The 14,640-nt window shown below is 68.5% G+C and carries 10 protein-coding genes; 6 read left to right on the forward strand and 4 right to left on the reverse strand.

What is annotated here, in order from left to right:
• Nucleotides 1-24 precede the first annotated feature (24 nt).
• Nucleotides 25-1,392 (reverse strand): 8-oxoguanine deaminase, encoded by a 1,368-nt coding sequence (locus JOE67_RS07300; protein WP_204974826.1) that lies wholly within the window; start codon nt 1,390-1,392, stop codon nt 25-27.
• Nucleotides 1,393-1,643: 251 nt separating this feature from the next.
• On the opposite strand from JOE67_RS07300, the gene JOE67_RS07305 reads away from it, so the two are divergent.
• Complete coding sequence (locus JOE67_RS07305; protein ID WP_204974827.1) at nt 1,644-3,209, forward strand: hypothetical protein; 1,566 nt, start codon at nt 1,644-1,646, stop codon at nt 3,207-3,209.
• A 57-nt stretch (nt 3,210-3,266) separates the two neighbouring features.
• On the opposite strand, the gene JOE67_RS07310 is transcribed toward JOE67_RS07305, so the two are convergent.
• Entirely contained in the window at nt 3,267-5,420 is a 2,154-nt protein-coding gene (locus tag JOE67_RS07310) for an ATP-dependent Clp protease ATP-binding subunit (protein WP_204974828.1), read from the reverse strand.
• 233 nt (nt 5,421-5,653) lie between these two features.
• Between JOE67_RS07310 and JOE67_RS07315 the strand changes: the two genes are divergently transcribed.
• The 4 genes from JOE67_RS07315 to xdhC all read left to right on the forward strand — a co-directional run bounded on the left by JOE67_RS07315 (nt 5,654) and on the right by xdhC (nt 11,159).
• Nucleotides 5,654-6,055, forward strand: a complete 402-nt coding sequence (locus tag JOE67_RS07315; protein ID WP_204974829.1) for a hypothetical protein — start codon at nt 5,654-5,656, stop codon at nt 6,053-6,055.
• Between the two features lie 436 nt (nt 6,056-6,491).
• Nucleotides 6,492-7,976 carry a xanthine dehydrogenase small subunit gene (locus JOE67_RS07320; RefSeq protein WP_204974830.1) on the forward strand — a complete coding sequence of 495 codons (1,485 nt, stop codon included), beginning with the start codon at nt 6,492-6,494 and terminating at the stop codon, nt 7,974-7,976.
• Entirely contained in the window at nt 7,973-10,336 is a 2,364-nt protein-coding gene (gene xdhB, locus JOE67_RS07325) for a xanthine dehydrogenase molybdopterin binding subunit (RefSeq protein WP_204974831.1), read from the forward strand. Before JOE67_RS07320 ends, xdhB begins: the two co-directional genes overlap by 4 nt.
• A gap of 1 nt (nt 10,337) precedes the next feature.
• Nucleotides 10,338-11,159, forward strand: a complete 822-nt coding sequence (gene xdhC / locus JOE67_RS07330) for a xanthine dehydrogenase accessory protein XdhC (RefSeq protein WP_204974832.1) — start codon at nt 10,338-10,340, stop codon at nt 11,157-11,159.
• Nucleotides 11,160-11,233: 74 nt separating this feature from the next.
• Here the strand turns inward: xdhC and JOE67_RS07335 are convergent, their stop codons facing one another.
• Both JOE67_RS07335 and JOE67_RS07340 read right to left on the reverse strand, forming a co-directional pair.
• Nucleotides 11,234-12,754, reverse strand: coding sequence for an NCS2 family permease (locus JOE67_RS07335; protein WP_204974833.1), 1,521 nt, complete (start codon nt 12,752-12,754; stop codon nt 11,234-11,236).
• 130 nt (nt 12,755-12,884) lie between these two features.
• Complete coding sequence (locus tag JOE67_RS07340) at nt 12,885-13,388, reverse strand: nucleoside deaminase (protein WP_204974834.1); 504 nt, start codon at nt 13,386-13,388, stop codon at nt 12,885-12,887.
• Nucleotides 13,389-13,606: 218 nt separating this feature from the next.
• Between JOE67_RS07340 and moaA the strand changes: the two genes are divergently transcribed.
• Nucleotides 13,607-14,635 carry a GTP 3',8-cyclase MoaA gene (gene moaA / locus JOE67_RS07345; RefSeq protein ID WP_239528035.1) on the forward strand — a complete coding sequence of 343 codons (1,029 nt, stop codon included), beginning with the start codon at nt 13,607-13,609 and terminating at the stop codon, nt 14,633-14,635.
• Nucleotides 14,636-14,640 lie beyond the last annotated feature (5 nt).

Below are 14,640 nucleotides of genomic sequence, written 5' to 3' on the forward strand. Positions count from 1 at the left end.
GGTGGATCGGTGTTTCGGGGGATGTCAGGAATGTCGGGCGAGAAGGCCGCGGGCCGCCTCGCTGTGGTGGGCGATGAGCTGGGGAAGGTCGAGGCCGACGATCTGACCGTCGAGCACCCGCCACGCGCCGCCGACCATGACGCGGTCAGCACGCTCTGCGCCGCAGAGCAGCAGAGCCGCGACCGGGTCGTGGCTGCCTGAGAAGCGCAGCTCGTGGAGCGTGAACATCGCGAGATCTGCCTGCTTGCCCGGTGCGAGCACTCCGACGTCGTTGCGGCCGAGTGCCCTGGCCGACCCCTGGGTCGCCCAGTCGAGGGCGCGCTCGGGGGTGACCGCGGCGGCGCCGTAGCGCAGTCGCTGCAGGTAGAGCGCCTGGCGCACCTCCTGGATCATGTTCGATCCGTCGTTGGATGCCGAGCCGTCGACGCCGAGCCCGACCGGCACGCCGGCTTCCTGCAGCTCGACAGCGCGGGCGATGCCCGACGCGAGTCGCATGTTCGAGGTGGCGCAGTGCGAGACGGCAGTGCCGGCGGCACCCAGCCGCGCGATCTCGTCGTCGTCGAAGTGGATGCCGTGGGCGAGCCACGTGCGGCCGCTCAGCCACCCGACGCTCTCGAGGTAGTCGACCGTGCGCAGGCCGAACATCTCGCGGCAGAAGTCCTCTTCGTCGAGGGTCTCGGCGAGGTGGGTGTGCAGGCGCACGTCGAGGTCGTGGGCGAGCTGGGCGGTGTCGCGCATGACGCCCGTCGTGACGGAGAACGGCGAGCACGGCGCGAGGCCGATCTGCACGAAGGCGCCCTCGCCGCGCTCGTGGTACGCGCCGATGAGGCGCTCGCTGTCGGCGAGGATCGTCTCGGCGTCCTGAACGGTCTGCTGCGGCGGCAGCCCGCCGTCCTTCTCACCGAGCGACATCGAGCCGCGGGTGAGGGTCGCGCGCATGCCGAGCTTCTTGACGACGTCGACCTGCACGTCGATGCCCTCTTCGAGGCCGTTCGGGAACAGGTAGTGGTGGTCGGCCGCGGTGGTGCAGCCCGACAGCAGCAGCTCGGCGAGGGCGGCGGTCGTCGCGAGCTCGAGGTCGCGCGGAGTGAGCCCTGCCCATACGCCGTACAGACCCTTCAGCCAGCCGAACAGCTCGGCGCTGACGACCGGGGTCCAGGCACGGGTGAGCGTCTGGTAGAAGTGGTGGTGCGTGTTGATCAGACCGGGGATGATCACGTGTCTCGACGCGTCGATGGTCTCATCGACCGGGCGCGTGGGCGCGCCGCCCGCCGGGACGGCCTCGAGCACACGCGAACCCTCGACCACGATGCCGCCGCGGGCGTCGGCGGTGTCACCGGTGTAGATGCCGAGCGGGTTCTTCAGCCAGATGCTGCGCTGCGGTGCGGTCATGGGGGTGTGCTCCATCTCGGGATCAGCGAAGCCGGCGGATCCGGCTCTCGGGGTGAGCCAGCTCAGTTCGCCTGTCTGCTGATCCAGGTGCCTCCGTCTTCGGAGGCACTCCCGATCATGACCGATCGCCGGGAGCAACGTCAATAGTTTTTCCGAATATCGAACGCAAGCTTCCATATCATGAAAAGATTGCGAGCGTCGGCCGGTGTGTGCCATCCGTGAGCGGGAGGACCATCGGTAGCGTGGGGCCTGTGAACGCCCATCCGCCTGCCGACGCCGCCGCCTCGCGTGACCTGCGCCTCCAGCGTGAGATGAACACCGCGATCACCAAGGGACGTCGGGCCGTCGTGGTCTCGGCCTTTGGAGCCGCTTTCTTCTCCTCGGTTCTCGCCTACCTCGCGGTGACCCTACTCGATCCGCCCGCTGTCGACTTCGGCAGGACGCTCGAAGGCCTGCACCGAGACCTCGTAGGTCAGCTCGCCGACGGCACCCAGCCTCACGACATCGATCCCGACGCCCGAATCTACGGGTTTCTGGCTGTCTTCGCCGCCATCGCGATCGCTCTCGCGGTAGCCCTCGACGCGACAGGACGCCGGCTCCACGCCCTCGACGAGAGCCGGCCGACGGGGAGGCCCTTCTGGGAGAACGAGTTCACGGCCTACTCCGCGTGGGCCCAGGCGGGCGCGGCCTTTCGCGTGCTCACGTTCATCGAGCTGCTGGTCCTGAGCGCAGTCACCGGCCTTTCAGCGCTCGTCGCGCTCTCTCTCAGCGTCGGCGGAGCAGGGCGTCTGCCTGCACTCACCGCGTGGCTGCTGACAGCGCTGCTGCTTCTCGAGGCGACCCGAGGCTTCTACGTCTGGCTCGTTGCGAGCGATCTGAAGACCGTGCCCGATGCGGCCGAGCTGCAGCGACGCGTGGAGGAGCTTCGGCGCCCCGCTCTCCGTCGACGCGTTCGCCGGCTGACGACTAGCGCGCTTCTGCTCGTCTCTCTACTCGTCCTCGCGGTGTCTTCGTGGAGCACGGTCGGGCCGGCGGCGGCCGGCCCGATCATCGGCGCCGTCATCCTGTCCGCAGCGGTGTGGCTCGGAAGCCGCGCGATCGCCCGCGGCGCGGTTCTCGAGTGGGGAGCGACCCGCATGACCACGGTGGCGATGGCGTCGATCCTGGCGGCCCTCTTTCTGCTCTTCTTCGCGCTGACCCTCGTCGCCGAGATGGCCGCTGCCATGTCGGCGGGGCGTGCCGCGTCCGACACGCCACTCTGGTGGGCGCTGGGCGCGGTCGTGGGCCTCACGACGGCGGGAATCGCCGGGGTGCTCGACGCAGGCGGCGTCTTCCCGCGATCATCCTCCGCTCTGGACTGGCAGACCTCAGCGCCGCTGTCTCAGCCGCACCCCCAGACGCCCAGGCGCAGCGTGGGCCTGCTCGCGCTCATCACGTTCGCAGGAGGCCTTGCCCTCGCCGACGGCCCGTCGGATCTGGGACCCGCGCTCATCGTCAGCGCGACGGTCGTCACGGTGGTCTCGCTGCTGCACTGCGCCAGTGGCCGCACGCGATTCATGCTGAACCTCGGCGTCACCACGGTTCTCGCCGCCATACTGGCCCATCGACTCGGCGAAGCCGACACGGTGCATGCGTTTCTCGCCATCCTGCTGTTCGCTGTGGTGCTGATCGCGAATCTCGCGTCGACTCGCACGCGCACCACCGCGGCCTTCTCCGTTCTCACCCCGGTCGCAGAGGGAATCCGGCGAAGGCGGCTCAAGGCGTGGGAGGCGCGTCTCGCAGCGGTGGGGATCACCGCGCCGACGCCCGTCGACTGACGCGGTGAAGGGCGGCCAGCCCTCCACAGCCCGGCCGACGGACGTCGGGTGGGCGGTTCAGACGCCGCCGGAGGCGGTGAGGGCGAGGCCGCTGCCGTCGGCCGCGACGTCGACCCGGACGATGTCTCCGTCGCGCACGCCGCCCGAGAGCAGCGCGGTCGCAAGGCGGTTCTGCACCTCGGTCTGGATGAGCCGGCGCAGCGGGCGAGCACCGAACACCGGGTCGTACCCCCGCTCGGCGAGCCAGGCTCGGGCATCCGGAGTCACTGCCAGCGTCAGCCGGCGATCCCCGAGCCGGCGCTGCAGGCCGTCGACCGCGAGCTCGACGATCTGCGCGAGGTCGTCGTGCGAGAGCGCCTGGAACATAACGATGTCGTCGAGTCGGTTCAGGAACTCGGGACGGAACGACTGCCGCACCAGCGCCATCACCGCCTCGCGCTTGTCGTCGGTCGACATGACGGGGTCGATGAGGATCGGCGAGCCGATGTTGGAGGTGAGGATCAGAATCACGTTCGAGAAGTCGACCGTGCGGCCCTGCCCGTCGGTCAGCCGTCCGTCGTCGAGCACCTGCAGCAGCACGTCGAACACCTCGGGGTGCGCCTTCTCGACCTCGTCGAGCAGCACCACCGAGTACGGGCGTCGCCGCACCGCCTCGGTCAGCTGGCCGCCCTGCTCGTAGCCGATGTACCCGGGAGGGGCGCCGACGAGGCGCGAGACGGAGTGCTTCTCTCCGTACTCGCTCATGTCGATGCGCACCATGGCGTGCTCGTCGTCGAAGAGGAACTCCGCGAGCGCCTTGGCCAGCTCGGTCTTGCCCACGCCGGTCGGGCCGAGGAAGAGGAAGGATCCCGTCGGGCGACCGGGGTCGCTGATGCCGGCGCGCGAGCGCCGGACGGCATCGGACACGGCCTTCACGGCATCCTTCTGCCCGATCAGGCGCTTGCCGAGCTCGCTCTCGAGATGCAGCAGCTTCTCGCTCTCTCCCTGCAGAAGACGGCCGACCGGGATGCCCGTCCACGCGGCGATCACGGCGGCGATGTCCTCTTCGGTGACCTGCTCGTTGACCATCCGCCCCTCGTTCGAGACGGCCGCCTCGGCCTGCTCGGCCTCGGCGATCTCGGCGTTGAGGCGCCGGATGGTCTCGTACTCGAGCTTGGATGCCTTGGTGTAATCGCCCTCGCGCATCGCGAGGTCACGCTGGGTCGTCGCCTCGTCGAGCTGCTTCTTCAGTTCGCCGACGCGATTCAGGCCCTGACGCTCCCGCGCCCAGCGCTCCTCGAGGGCGGCGAGTTCGTGCTCGAGTCCGGCCATCTGCTCACGGAGGGCCGCGAGGCGCTCCTTCGAGGCGGCGTCCTTCTCGCGCTTGAGGGCGAGCTCTTCGAGCTTCATCCGGTCGACCTGGCGCTTGAGCTCGTCGATCTCGACGGGAGACGAGTCGATCTCCATCTTCAGCCGCGACATGGCCTCGTCGATCAGGTCGATCGCCTTGTCAGGCAGCTGGCGGCTGGGCAGGTAGCGGTTCGACAGGGCAGCGGATGCCACGAGTGCGGTGTCGGAGATCGTGACCCCGTGATGCGCCTCATAGCGGCCCTTGAGCCCACGCAGGATCGCCACGGTGTCCTCCACCGAGGGCTCGCCGACGTATACCTGCTGGAACCGTCGCTCCAGAGCGGCATCCTTCTCGATGAACTCGCGGTACTCGTTCAGGGTGGTGGCCCCGATCATGCGCAGCTCGCCGCGGGCGAGCATCGGCTTGAGCATGTTGGATGCCGCGACCGAGCCCTCGCCGCCGCCGGCCCCCATCAGCACGTGCAGCTCATCGATGAACGTGATGACCTTGCCGTCGGATTCGGTGATCTCCTTGAGCACGCTCTTGAGACGCTCCTCGAACTGTCCGCGGTACATGGCGCCGGCGACGAGGGCCGAGATGTCGAGTGAGACGAGCTCCTTGTCCTTGAGGGACTCGGCGACGTCGCCCGCGACGATGCGCTGCGCGAGACCCTCGACGACGGCGGTCTTTCCGACGCCGGGCTCGCCGATGAGCACGGGGTTGTTCTTCGTGCGTCGGGTGAGCACCTGGCTCACCCGTCGGATCTCGCTGTCGCGGCCGATCACCGGGTCGAGCTTGCCCTGGCGGGCGCGATCGGTGAGGTTGATGCCGAACTGCTCCAGGGCGCTCTGCTGCTCGTCGTTCTGTGCCGGGTTGGTCATTCGTCCTCCTGCGGAGACTCCTTCAAAGTTGAGTGTTGATGACTCAAGTTTACGTCGAGAGGCGAATCACGGCAACCCAGTGACATTCTTCACCTGCTGACCGCCCCCATCAGCAGCACGGCCGCAGCCGATCCTGACGACTGTTCATGCCATCTGAACAGCGTTTCAGCCAGAATGCAGGGGATTCACCCCACTCCGCGTCACGAATCGGAGCGCGCCCACTCTCTTCAGATATGGGAGCGATTCAGCGCGTTGACGACACGACACACCCCGAGACCACTGGGGGGCCGCTGGGCAGCGACATCTACCGGGACCTGCTTCGGGGCAGCGCCGACGGCGCGCTGCTGCACCGCCACACCTGGGAGATCCTGAACACCATGGTCGAGCGTGAGCTGCAGCAGCCCGAACCGCCGACCGAGGAATCACTGTTCGCGGCGAGCACCATCGGCGGGCCGCTGCGCGCCCGTCGCTTCCGCCGTCGCCTCGACCACCTCGTCCGCCTGGGACTCGCTCAGCGCCAGGAGCGCTGGGTGCGGCCGACCGTCGCCGGAGTCGCCGCCGTGCGCCCGCTGTGGTCGCAGGTCGACGGCCCCGTGCGCACGAAGCTCCGCTCCCTCATGCCCGACGACGCCTGAACTGCCGCCACCCGCTCACCCGCGACGCCTCACGGGTGCTTGACCGCCTCCCGGCACCCCGCGTACACTGACCGGTGATCAGAAAGAAGTTTCCGAATCCTGGAACTCGCAGACGATTCGGAATACAGCGAAGACTGGACTCAGTGAAGAGAGGGGCCGTGATGCACGTCGACGTTCACGCCACCGCCCCCTCCGAGAGTGCCACCGCATGGGGGAACTGGTACGCCCACGGCGCCTGAGTCGCCGCCTACGGAATCGCCTTCATCACGATTCCGAGGCCTCGCCATCGGTTCGCACTAGACTCACGGCAACCGCGCGCGACGTCGCCATGTGATCGCCCGGTGCGAGCGCAGTGCGGCGCTCACCCCTCGGGATCTCAGCAGGCACGCGAGCAGCGTGCGCAGAGACGCCTCCGCGTCATACCCGAGGAGAGACAATGACTGACATCACGGTCACCGTGAACGGGCAGAGCCGCCCGCTCGACGGTGTGGCCACCCACGTGACGGCGCTCGACTGGCTGCGCGAGTCGGGCCTGCCAGGCAGCAAGGAAGGTTGCGCTGAGGGCGAGTGCGGCGCGTGCGCGATGATGATCGCCACGGCCGACGACGACGGCACGACCCGCTGGACGCCCGTCAACGCCTGCCTGGTTCCGGTCTACGCACTCGACGGCCAGGAGATCGTGACCGCCGAAGGCCTCGGTGGCGTAGAGAACCTGCATCCGGTGCAGCAGAAGCTGGCCGAGGCCGGCGGATCCCAGTGCGGCTACTGCACCCCGGGGTTCGCGTGCAGCATGGCCGCCGAGTACTACCGACCAGAGCGCGACTCGGCCGGCGACGACTGCCCCGTGCACGTCGGCGACGCAGTGCACGACGGCGACAGCGATCACGAGATCGGTCCGAACGGCTTCGACCTGCACGCCCTCAGTGGCAACCTGTGCCGCTGCACCGGCTACCGCCCGATCCGCGATGCGGCGTACGCTCTGGGCGCGCCTGAGGGCGACGATCCGCTGCAGCAGCGCCTGTCGCAGCCCGCTCCCCCGGTCGTCCCCACCGATGTCGAGGTGGCGGGCGGACGCTTCGTGCGCCCCTCCACCCTCGCCGACGCCCTGCGTCTGCTGCGCGATGAGCCGGATGCCCTGATCGTCGCCGGCTCGACCGACTGGGGCGTCGAGGTCAACATCCGCGGCCGTCGGGCCCCGTTCGTGGTCGCGATCGACCAGCTCGACGAGCTGCGCGGTCTCACCGAGACCGACGAGTACGTCGAGATCGGCGCTGCCCTGCCGCTCTCGGATGTCGAGCGCCGCCTCGGCGGCCGCGTGCCGCTGCTCGCCAAGCTGTTCCCGCAGTTCGCCTCCCGCCTGATCCGCAACCGCGGAACCATCGGCGGAAACCTCGGCACCGGATCGCCGATCGGCGACACCCCGCCGGCGCTCCTCGCCCTCGATGCGCGCCTGCTGCTGGCATCCGTCGACGGCGAGCGCGAGGTGCCGCTGGCCGACTACTTCACCGGCTACCGGCAGACCGTGCGCGCGAAGGACGAGCTGATCACCGCCGTGCGCATCCCGCTGCCGCTCGCCGAGTACACCGCGTTCCACAAGATCGCGAAGCGCCGCTTCGACGACATCTCGTCGGTCGCGATCGGCTTCGCGTTCGACATCGAGGACGGCTCCGTCACCTCGGCCCGCATCGGGCTGGGCGGCGTCGCCGCCACTCCGCTGCGTGCCACCGCGACCGAGCAGGCGCTGGTCGGCAAGCCGTGGAGCATCACCACGGTGAAGGAGGCATCGGCCCTCCTGCAGTCCGAGGGCACCCCGATGTCCGACCACCGAGCGAGCAGCGAGTACCGCTCGCACATGCTGGGCTCGGCCCTGCTGAAGTTCTACAGCCAGACCGTCATCCAGTCGAAGGAGGTGTCGGCATGAGCGCTCTCGCCGACCGCCCCGAGAACCCCGTCGTCGGCCACCGCGCCGTGCACGAGAGCGCGGCGCTGCACGTCACGGGTGCGGCGATGTACACCGACGACATCGCCACGCAGACGCACGGCACGCTCACCGCGTGGCCGGTGCAGTCGACCAGCGCGCACGCCCGCGTCACCATCGACGTCTCTGGCGCCTACGAGGTGCCCGGTGTCGTCCGAGTGCTCACCGCCGACGACGTACCGGGCCTCAACGACGCGGGAATCCGCAACGACGAGCCCCTCTTCCCCAGCGAGGCCATGTTCTACGGACATGCGCTGGTGTGGGTGCTCGGCGAGACGCAGGAGGCCGCGCGCCTCGGCGCCGAGCGGGTGAAGGTCGAGTACGAAGAGCTGCCGTCGCTGATCACCGTGCACGACGCCATCGAGGCGCAGTCGTTCATGGGCACTCCGCGCACGGTCAAGCGCGGTGACGCCGCCGCAGCCCTCGCGAACTCGGCGCATGTCTTCGAAGGCGTCACCGAGTTCGCCGGCCAGGAGCACTTCTACCTCGAGACCCACGCGTCGTTCGCCGTGCGCGACTCGGAGGGGCAGTACTTCATCCAGTGCTCGACCCAGCATCCGACCGAGACGCAGGATCTCGTCTCGCACGTGCTGGGCATCCACGCCAACGAGGTCACGGTGCAGTGCCTGCGCATGGGCGGCGGCTTCGGCGGCAAGGAGATGCAGCCGCACGGCTTCGCCGCCATCGCCGCCCTCGGGGCCAAGCTCACCGGCCGCCCCGTGCGGGTGCGTCTGAACCGCACGCAGGACCTCACGATGACCGGCAAGCGGCACCCCTTCCACATCAGCTGGAAGGTCGGCCTCGACGAGAACGGCATGCTGCAGGCGCTCGACGCCGTGCTCACCGCCGACGGCGGCTGGTCGATCGATCTGTCGGAGCCGGTGCTGGGTCGAGCGCTCTGCCATCTCGACAACGCTTACTGGATCCCGAACGTGCACGCCTACGGGCAGATCGCGAAGACCAACAAGCAGTCGAACACGGCGTACCGCGGCTTCGGCGGCCCGCAGGGCGTGTTCCTGATCGAAGACATCCTCGGCCGGGTCGCGCCGACGCTCGGCATCGATCCGCTCGAGCTGCGCCGCCGCAACTTCTACCAGCCGGGGCAGACCACGCCGTACGGCCAGCTGGTGAAGGACGCCGAGCGGATGCCGACGATCTGGGACCAGCTGTCCGACGAGGCGTCGATCGCCGAGCGCACCGTCGAGATCGAGGCGTTCAACGCCGAGAACCGCGATGTGAAGCGCGGGATCTCGATGACGCCGATCAAGTTCGGCATCTCGTTCAACTTCGCCGCGTTCAACCAGGCCGGCGCCCTCGTGCACGTCTACAAGGACGGCTCGGTGCTGGTCAATCACGGCGGGACCGAGATGGGCCAGGGCCTGCACACGAAGATGCTGCAGATCGCGGCGACTGCACTGGGTCTCGAGCTGCACCAGGTGCGCCTCGCCCCGACCCGCACCGACAAGGTCCCGAACACGTCGGCCACGGCCGCGTCGTCGGGCGCCGATCTCAACGGCGGCGCGGTGAAGAACGCGTGCGACCAGATCCGCGAGCGGATGGCCGCGGTGGCCGGGCGCCTGCTGGGCGTCGACGAGCGCGATGTGCGCTTCGGCGGCGGGTTCGTGACGGCTCTCGGCAAGGATGAGCGCGTGACCTTTGCCGAGGTCGCGAAGGCCGCCTACTTCCAGCGCGTGCAGCTGTTCGCCGCCGGCTACTACCGCACGGCAGGCCTGCACTGGAACCCCGAGCTCATGCAGGGCTCGCCGTTCAAGTACTTCGCCTATGGAGCCGCCGCGACCGAGGTCGAGGTCGACGGGTTCACCGGCGCGTACCGCATCCGCCGCGTCGACATCGTGCACGACGTGGGCGACTCGCTGTCGCCCATGCTCGACATCGGCCAGATCGAGGGTGCGTACGTGCAGGGCATGGGATGGCTGACGCTCGAGGATCTCCGGTGGGATGCCACCGACGGGCCGCACCGTGGTCGTCTGCAGACGCAGTCGGCGTCGACCTACAAGCTGCCGAGCTTCTCGGAGATGCCCGAGGAGTTCACCGTGCGCCTGTTCCAGAACGCCCGCGAAGACGGCGCGGTCTACGGCTCGAAGGCCGTCGGCGAGCCGCCGTTCATGCTCGCGTTCAGCGCCCGCGAGGCGCTGCGGCAGGCCGTCGCGGCCTTCGGCCCGGCCGGTCACTCTGTCGACCTGGCGTCGCCCGCGACGCCCGAGTCGGTGTACTGGGCTGTCGAGACGGCCCGCGCCGCGGAGGGCGCGGCGGAGCCGGAGCCCGAGCTCGCAGCGGTCTGACATGGTCGACTGGCTGGATGCCCTGCGCGCGCTGCGCGAGAGCCGCACCCCCGCGGTGATCGTGACGCTGGCCATGGTGCGCGGGCACGCGCCCCGCAACGGCGGCGCGAAGATGATCATCTCGCCGAGCGACCAGTTCGGCACGATCGGTGGCGGCAACCTCGAGGCCACCGCCACCGATCGTGCGCGTGAGATGCTCGCGGCCGGCACCGCCGAGCCGCAGCTGCTCACGCTGACGCTCAGCGACAAGGCGACGACAGAGTACGGAGTGCAGTGCTGCGGAGGAGAGGTCACGATCATGCTCGAACCGGTACGGGTCGTGCCCTCGGTGGCGGTGTTCGGCATGGGGCACGTGGGGCTCGAGCTCGCGCGCATCCTGTCGCGTCATGAGCTCTCGCTGCACCTCATCGACTCGCGTCCCGAGATGCTCGATCCCGACCGCCTGGCGCCTGTCACGGCGGCTGCCGTCGCCGACATCCGGCCGCATCATGCGCCCGTACCAGAGGCGGCTCTGCTCGACCTCCCCGCCGGCGCACACGTGCTGGTGATGACGCACGACCACGTAGAAGATCTCGCGATCGTCGATCAGTCCCTGCGCACGCGGGCGCTCGGATCCATTGGCTTGATCGGGTCGGCGTCGAAGTGGGCGCGCTTCCGCAAGAAGCTGCTCGAGCTCGGTCACACCGATGCCGAGCTGGAGCGGGTGACGACACCCATCGGCGTCCCCGAGGTGTCGGGCAAGCAGCCTGCGGTCATCGCGGTGAGCGTTGCCGCTCGCATCCTGCAGCTGATCGAGGAGGCCGCGCCGGCGGCATCCGGCTGATCCACTCCTTATATATAGAGAGAGGAACCCCGACCCGCTGAGCGGGTCGGGGTTCCTCTCTCTGGGCGTTGGACTCAGCCGGCGGCCCCGCTCAGGAGCGCCTCGATCGGGCCGCGCGCGAAGTAGATCGCGAATCCGGCTGCGACCACCCACAGCAGCCAGTGCACCTTGCGCCCACGGCCCGCGAGGGTGTTGATCAGCGCCCACGCGATGAAGCCTGCGCCGATGCCGTTTGCGATCGAGTAGGTCAGCGGCATCGTCACGATCGTGAGGAACGCAGGCATGGCGACCGAGAACTTGTTGAAGTTGATCTCGCGGATCTGCGCCATCATCAGCGCACCCACGATCACGAGCGCTGCGGCCGCCACCTCGATCGGCACGATCGCGGTGAGCGGGGTGAGGAACATCGAGAACAGGAACAGCGCACCGGTGATGACTGAGGCGAGGCCCGTACGGGCGCCCTCGGCGATGCCCGCGGCGCTGTCGATGAACACCGTCGCCGACGAGCTCGACGTGCCACCGCCGACCACGGCACCAGCACCCTCGACCACGAAGGCGCTGCGCAGACGGGGGAACGTCGCATCCTTGTTCGCGATGCCGGCCTGCTTCGCGAGCCCGGTCATGGCGCCCATGGCGTCGAAGAAGTTCGTGAACAGCAGAGTGAAGACGAGCATGATCGCGGCCAGTGCGCCAATGCGTCCGAACGAGCCGACGAGGTCGAACTGACCGATCAGCGAGAAGTCGGGCAGGCTGAACCAGTTCGTCGGCACGCCGGGAACGGTCATGTGCCAGCCTGCCGGGTTGACCTCACCGTCGCTGCCGACGGTCGGACCGAGCTTCAGAAGGCCCTCGACGATGATCGACACGACGGTGCCGGCGACGATGCCGATGAGGATCGCACCGGGTACTCGCCTGGCGATCAGCACGCCCATCAGCACCATCGTGCCGATGAAGATCAGCGTGGGGACCGAGCTGAGCGAGCCGCCGTCGCCGAGCTGCACAGGAGGGCCGGCGGGCGTGCGGTTGACGAAGCCGGAGTCGACGAAGCCGATGAAGGCGATGAACAGGCCGATGCCGACCGTGATGGCCGCTTTGAGCGCGTGGGGCACGGCATGGAAGATCGCGGTCCGGATGCCCGTGGCACCGAACAGCACGATCAGCACGCCGTTGATCATCACCAGGCCCATCGCCTCGGGCCAGGTGACCCCCTGCACCACGGAGACGGCGAGGAACGAGTTGATGCCGAGGCCCGCGGCGAGCGCGAACGGGACGCGGGCGATGAAGCCCATCAGCAAGGTCATGACGCCGGCCGTAAGACCGGTGACGGCGCCGACCTGAGCGAAGTCGAGGGAGTTGCCGACGGCGTCGACGCCTCCTGAGAGGATGATCGGGTTGAGGATGACGATGTAGGCCATCGCGAAGAACGTGACGACGCCGCCGCGGATCTCCTGCGGAACCGTGGACCCGCGCTTGGTGATCTCGAAGAAGCGGTCGAGCGCGCTGCGCGGCTCGGGGGCACTCGTGGTGTTCGTCGTGTTCGTGGTGCTCTTGCGGGGAAGGTCCGCGTCTTCGCGGATGCCGGTGGTCTGAGACATGGCGATAGTGCTCTCTGTCGGGTGGAGAGGGATGGGTGGACGAGCGGTCGCTCGAGCGTCGGTGCTCGGGCTTCGGTGCTCGGGCTTCGGTGCTCGGTGAGTCGGTGCTCGGTGAGTCGGTGCGGAGTGCTCAGTACTCGGTGCGGGCGGAGTTCTGATTCCACTCGGTGAAGGGCGCGACACGCGTGCCGGCGTCGAGGGTCTCGCGTGCGACCGGCATGATCTCGCGGTCGGCGGGGCCGCCCTCGAAGTACCGGTAGAACACGGCGTCGTCGAAGCCCGCATCCGCCGCGTCCTCGCGATCTGCCGCGAAGTAGACCCGGTCGATGCGCGCCCACAGCGAGGTGGCGAGGCACATCGGGCAGGGTTCGCAGCTCGTGTAGAGCGTGGCGCCGGTGAGGTCGAATGTGCCCAGCCCCTGGCAGGCGTTGCGGATGGCGGTCACCTCGGCATGAGCCGAGGGATCGAGATTCGCGGTGACACGGTTGACCCCTTCGAAGATCTGGCCGTCTGCCGAGACGACGATCGCTCCGAACGGACCGCCCGCGTTGCGGACGTTCTGCACGGCGATGTCGACGGCACGGGCGAGGTACTGGGCAGGTGTGAGCTGTGCCCCGAGAGCGGTGGTTGACATGCTTGAGAGCTTCCTTGCAATCTCACAGCAGTGATACGGCTTATCGGGTCGGATCCGGATCGGAACGTTCCACGAGATATACGTCGAACCGCTTGTTCTTCTGTTGTCGACTCGGAACTCCTGGTGACGGTTCCGCGCTGAGAAGACGGTAACAGGATCTTCGGCACACGTCCAGCTTCGTGTGAAAGTTTGTTTTCACCATGTGGTATACAGGCTCCATGCTCACCGACGAACTCGATCGCCCTCTGCGCGATCTGCGCATCTCGGTGACCGACCGCTGCAACTTCCGTTGCGTGTACTGCATGCCGAAGGAGATCTTCGGCCGCGACTATGCCTTCCTCGACCGCGACGAGCTGCTGAGCTTCGAGGAGATCACCCGGATCGCCACCGTCGCCGCCGCGCACGGCGTGCAGAAGCTGCGGCTGACCGGGGGCGAGCCGTTGCTGCGTCGCGGCATCGAGGCACTCATCGAGCAGCTCGCCGCGATCCGCACGCCGGAGGGCGAACCGCTCGACCTCGCCCTGACCACCAACGGCTCGGCACTCGCCGTGAAGGCCGAGGCGCTCAAGGCGGCGGGACTGAAGCGGGTCACGGTCTCTCTCGACTCGCTCGACGACGAGCTGTTCCAGCGGATGAACGACGTGCGCTTTCCCGTGACGAGGGTGCTCGACGGCATCGATGCCGCCCACGCGGCGGGCCTCGGCCCGATCCGGCTGAACATGGTCGTGAAGCGGGGCGTCAACGACGGCGAGATCATCGACATGGCCAGGCGCTTCAAGGGCACCCCGTACACCCTGCGCTTCATCGAGTACATGGACGTCGGCAATACCAACGGCTGGTCGCTCGACGAGGTCGTGCCCTCTGCCGAGATCATCGAGCGCATCGCGGCGGAGTTCCCCCTCGAGCAGGCGGCGTCCACCGTGCAGGGCGAGACCGCGAAGCGCTGGCGCTACGCCGACGGAACGGGCGAGATCGGCGTGATCTCCAGCGTCACCAACGCGTTCTGCGGCACGTGCACGCGCGCGCGGATCTCGACCGAGGGAAAGCTTTTCACCTGCCTGTTCGCCTCGAACGGTCACGACCTGCGGGCGCTCATGCGCGGCGGCGCCGACGATGTCGAGCTCGCCGCGGCCATGGCATCCATCTGGGGCGGCCGCAGCGACCGCTACTCCGAGATCCGCGCCGGGCTCACCCCGGCGCTGCGCACGCAGCGCAAGCGCATCGAGATGTCGTACATCGGCGGCTGACGCGC

The organism is Microbacterium esteraromaticum (assembly GCF_016907315.1).
GTDB classification, from domain to species: Bacteria; Actinomycetota; Actinomycetes; order Actinomycetales; family Microbacteriaceae; genus Microbacterium; species Microbacterium esteraromaticum.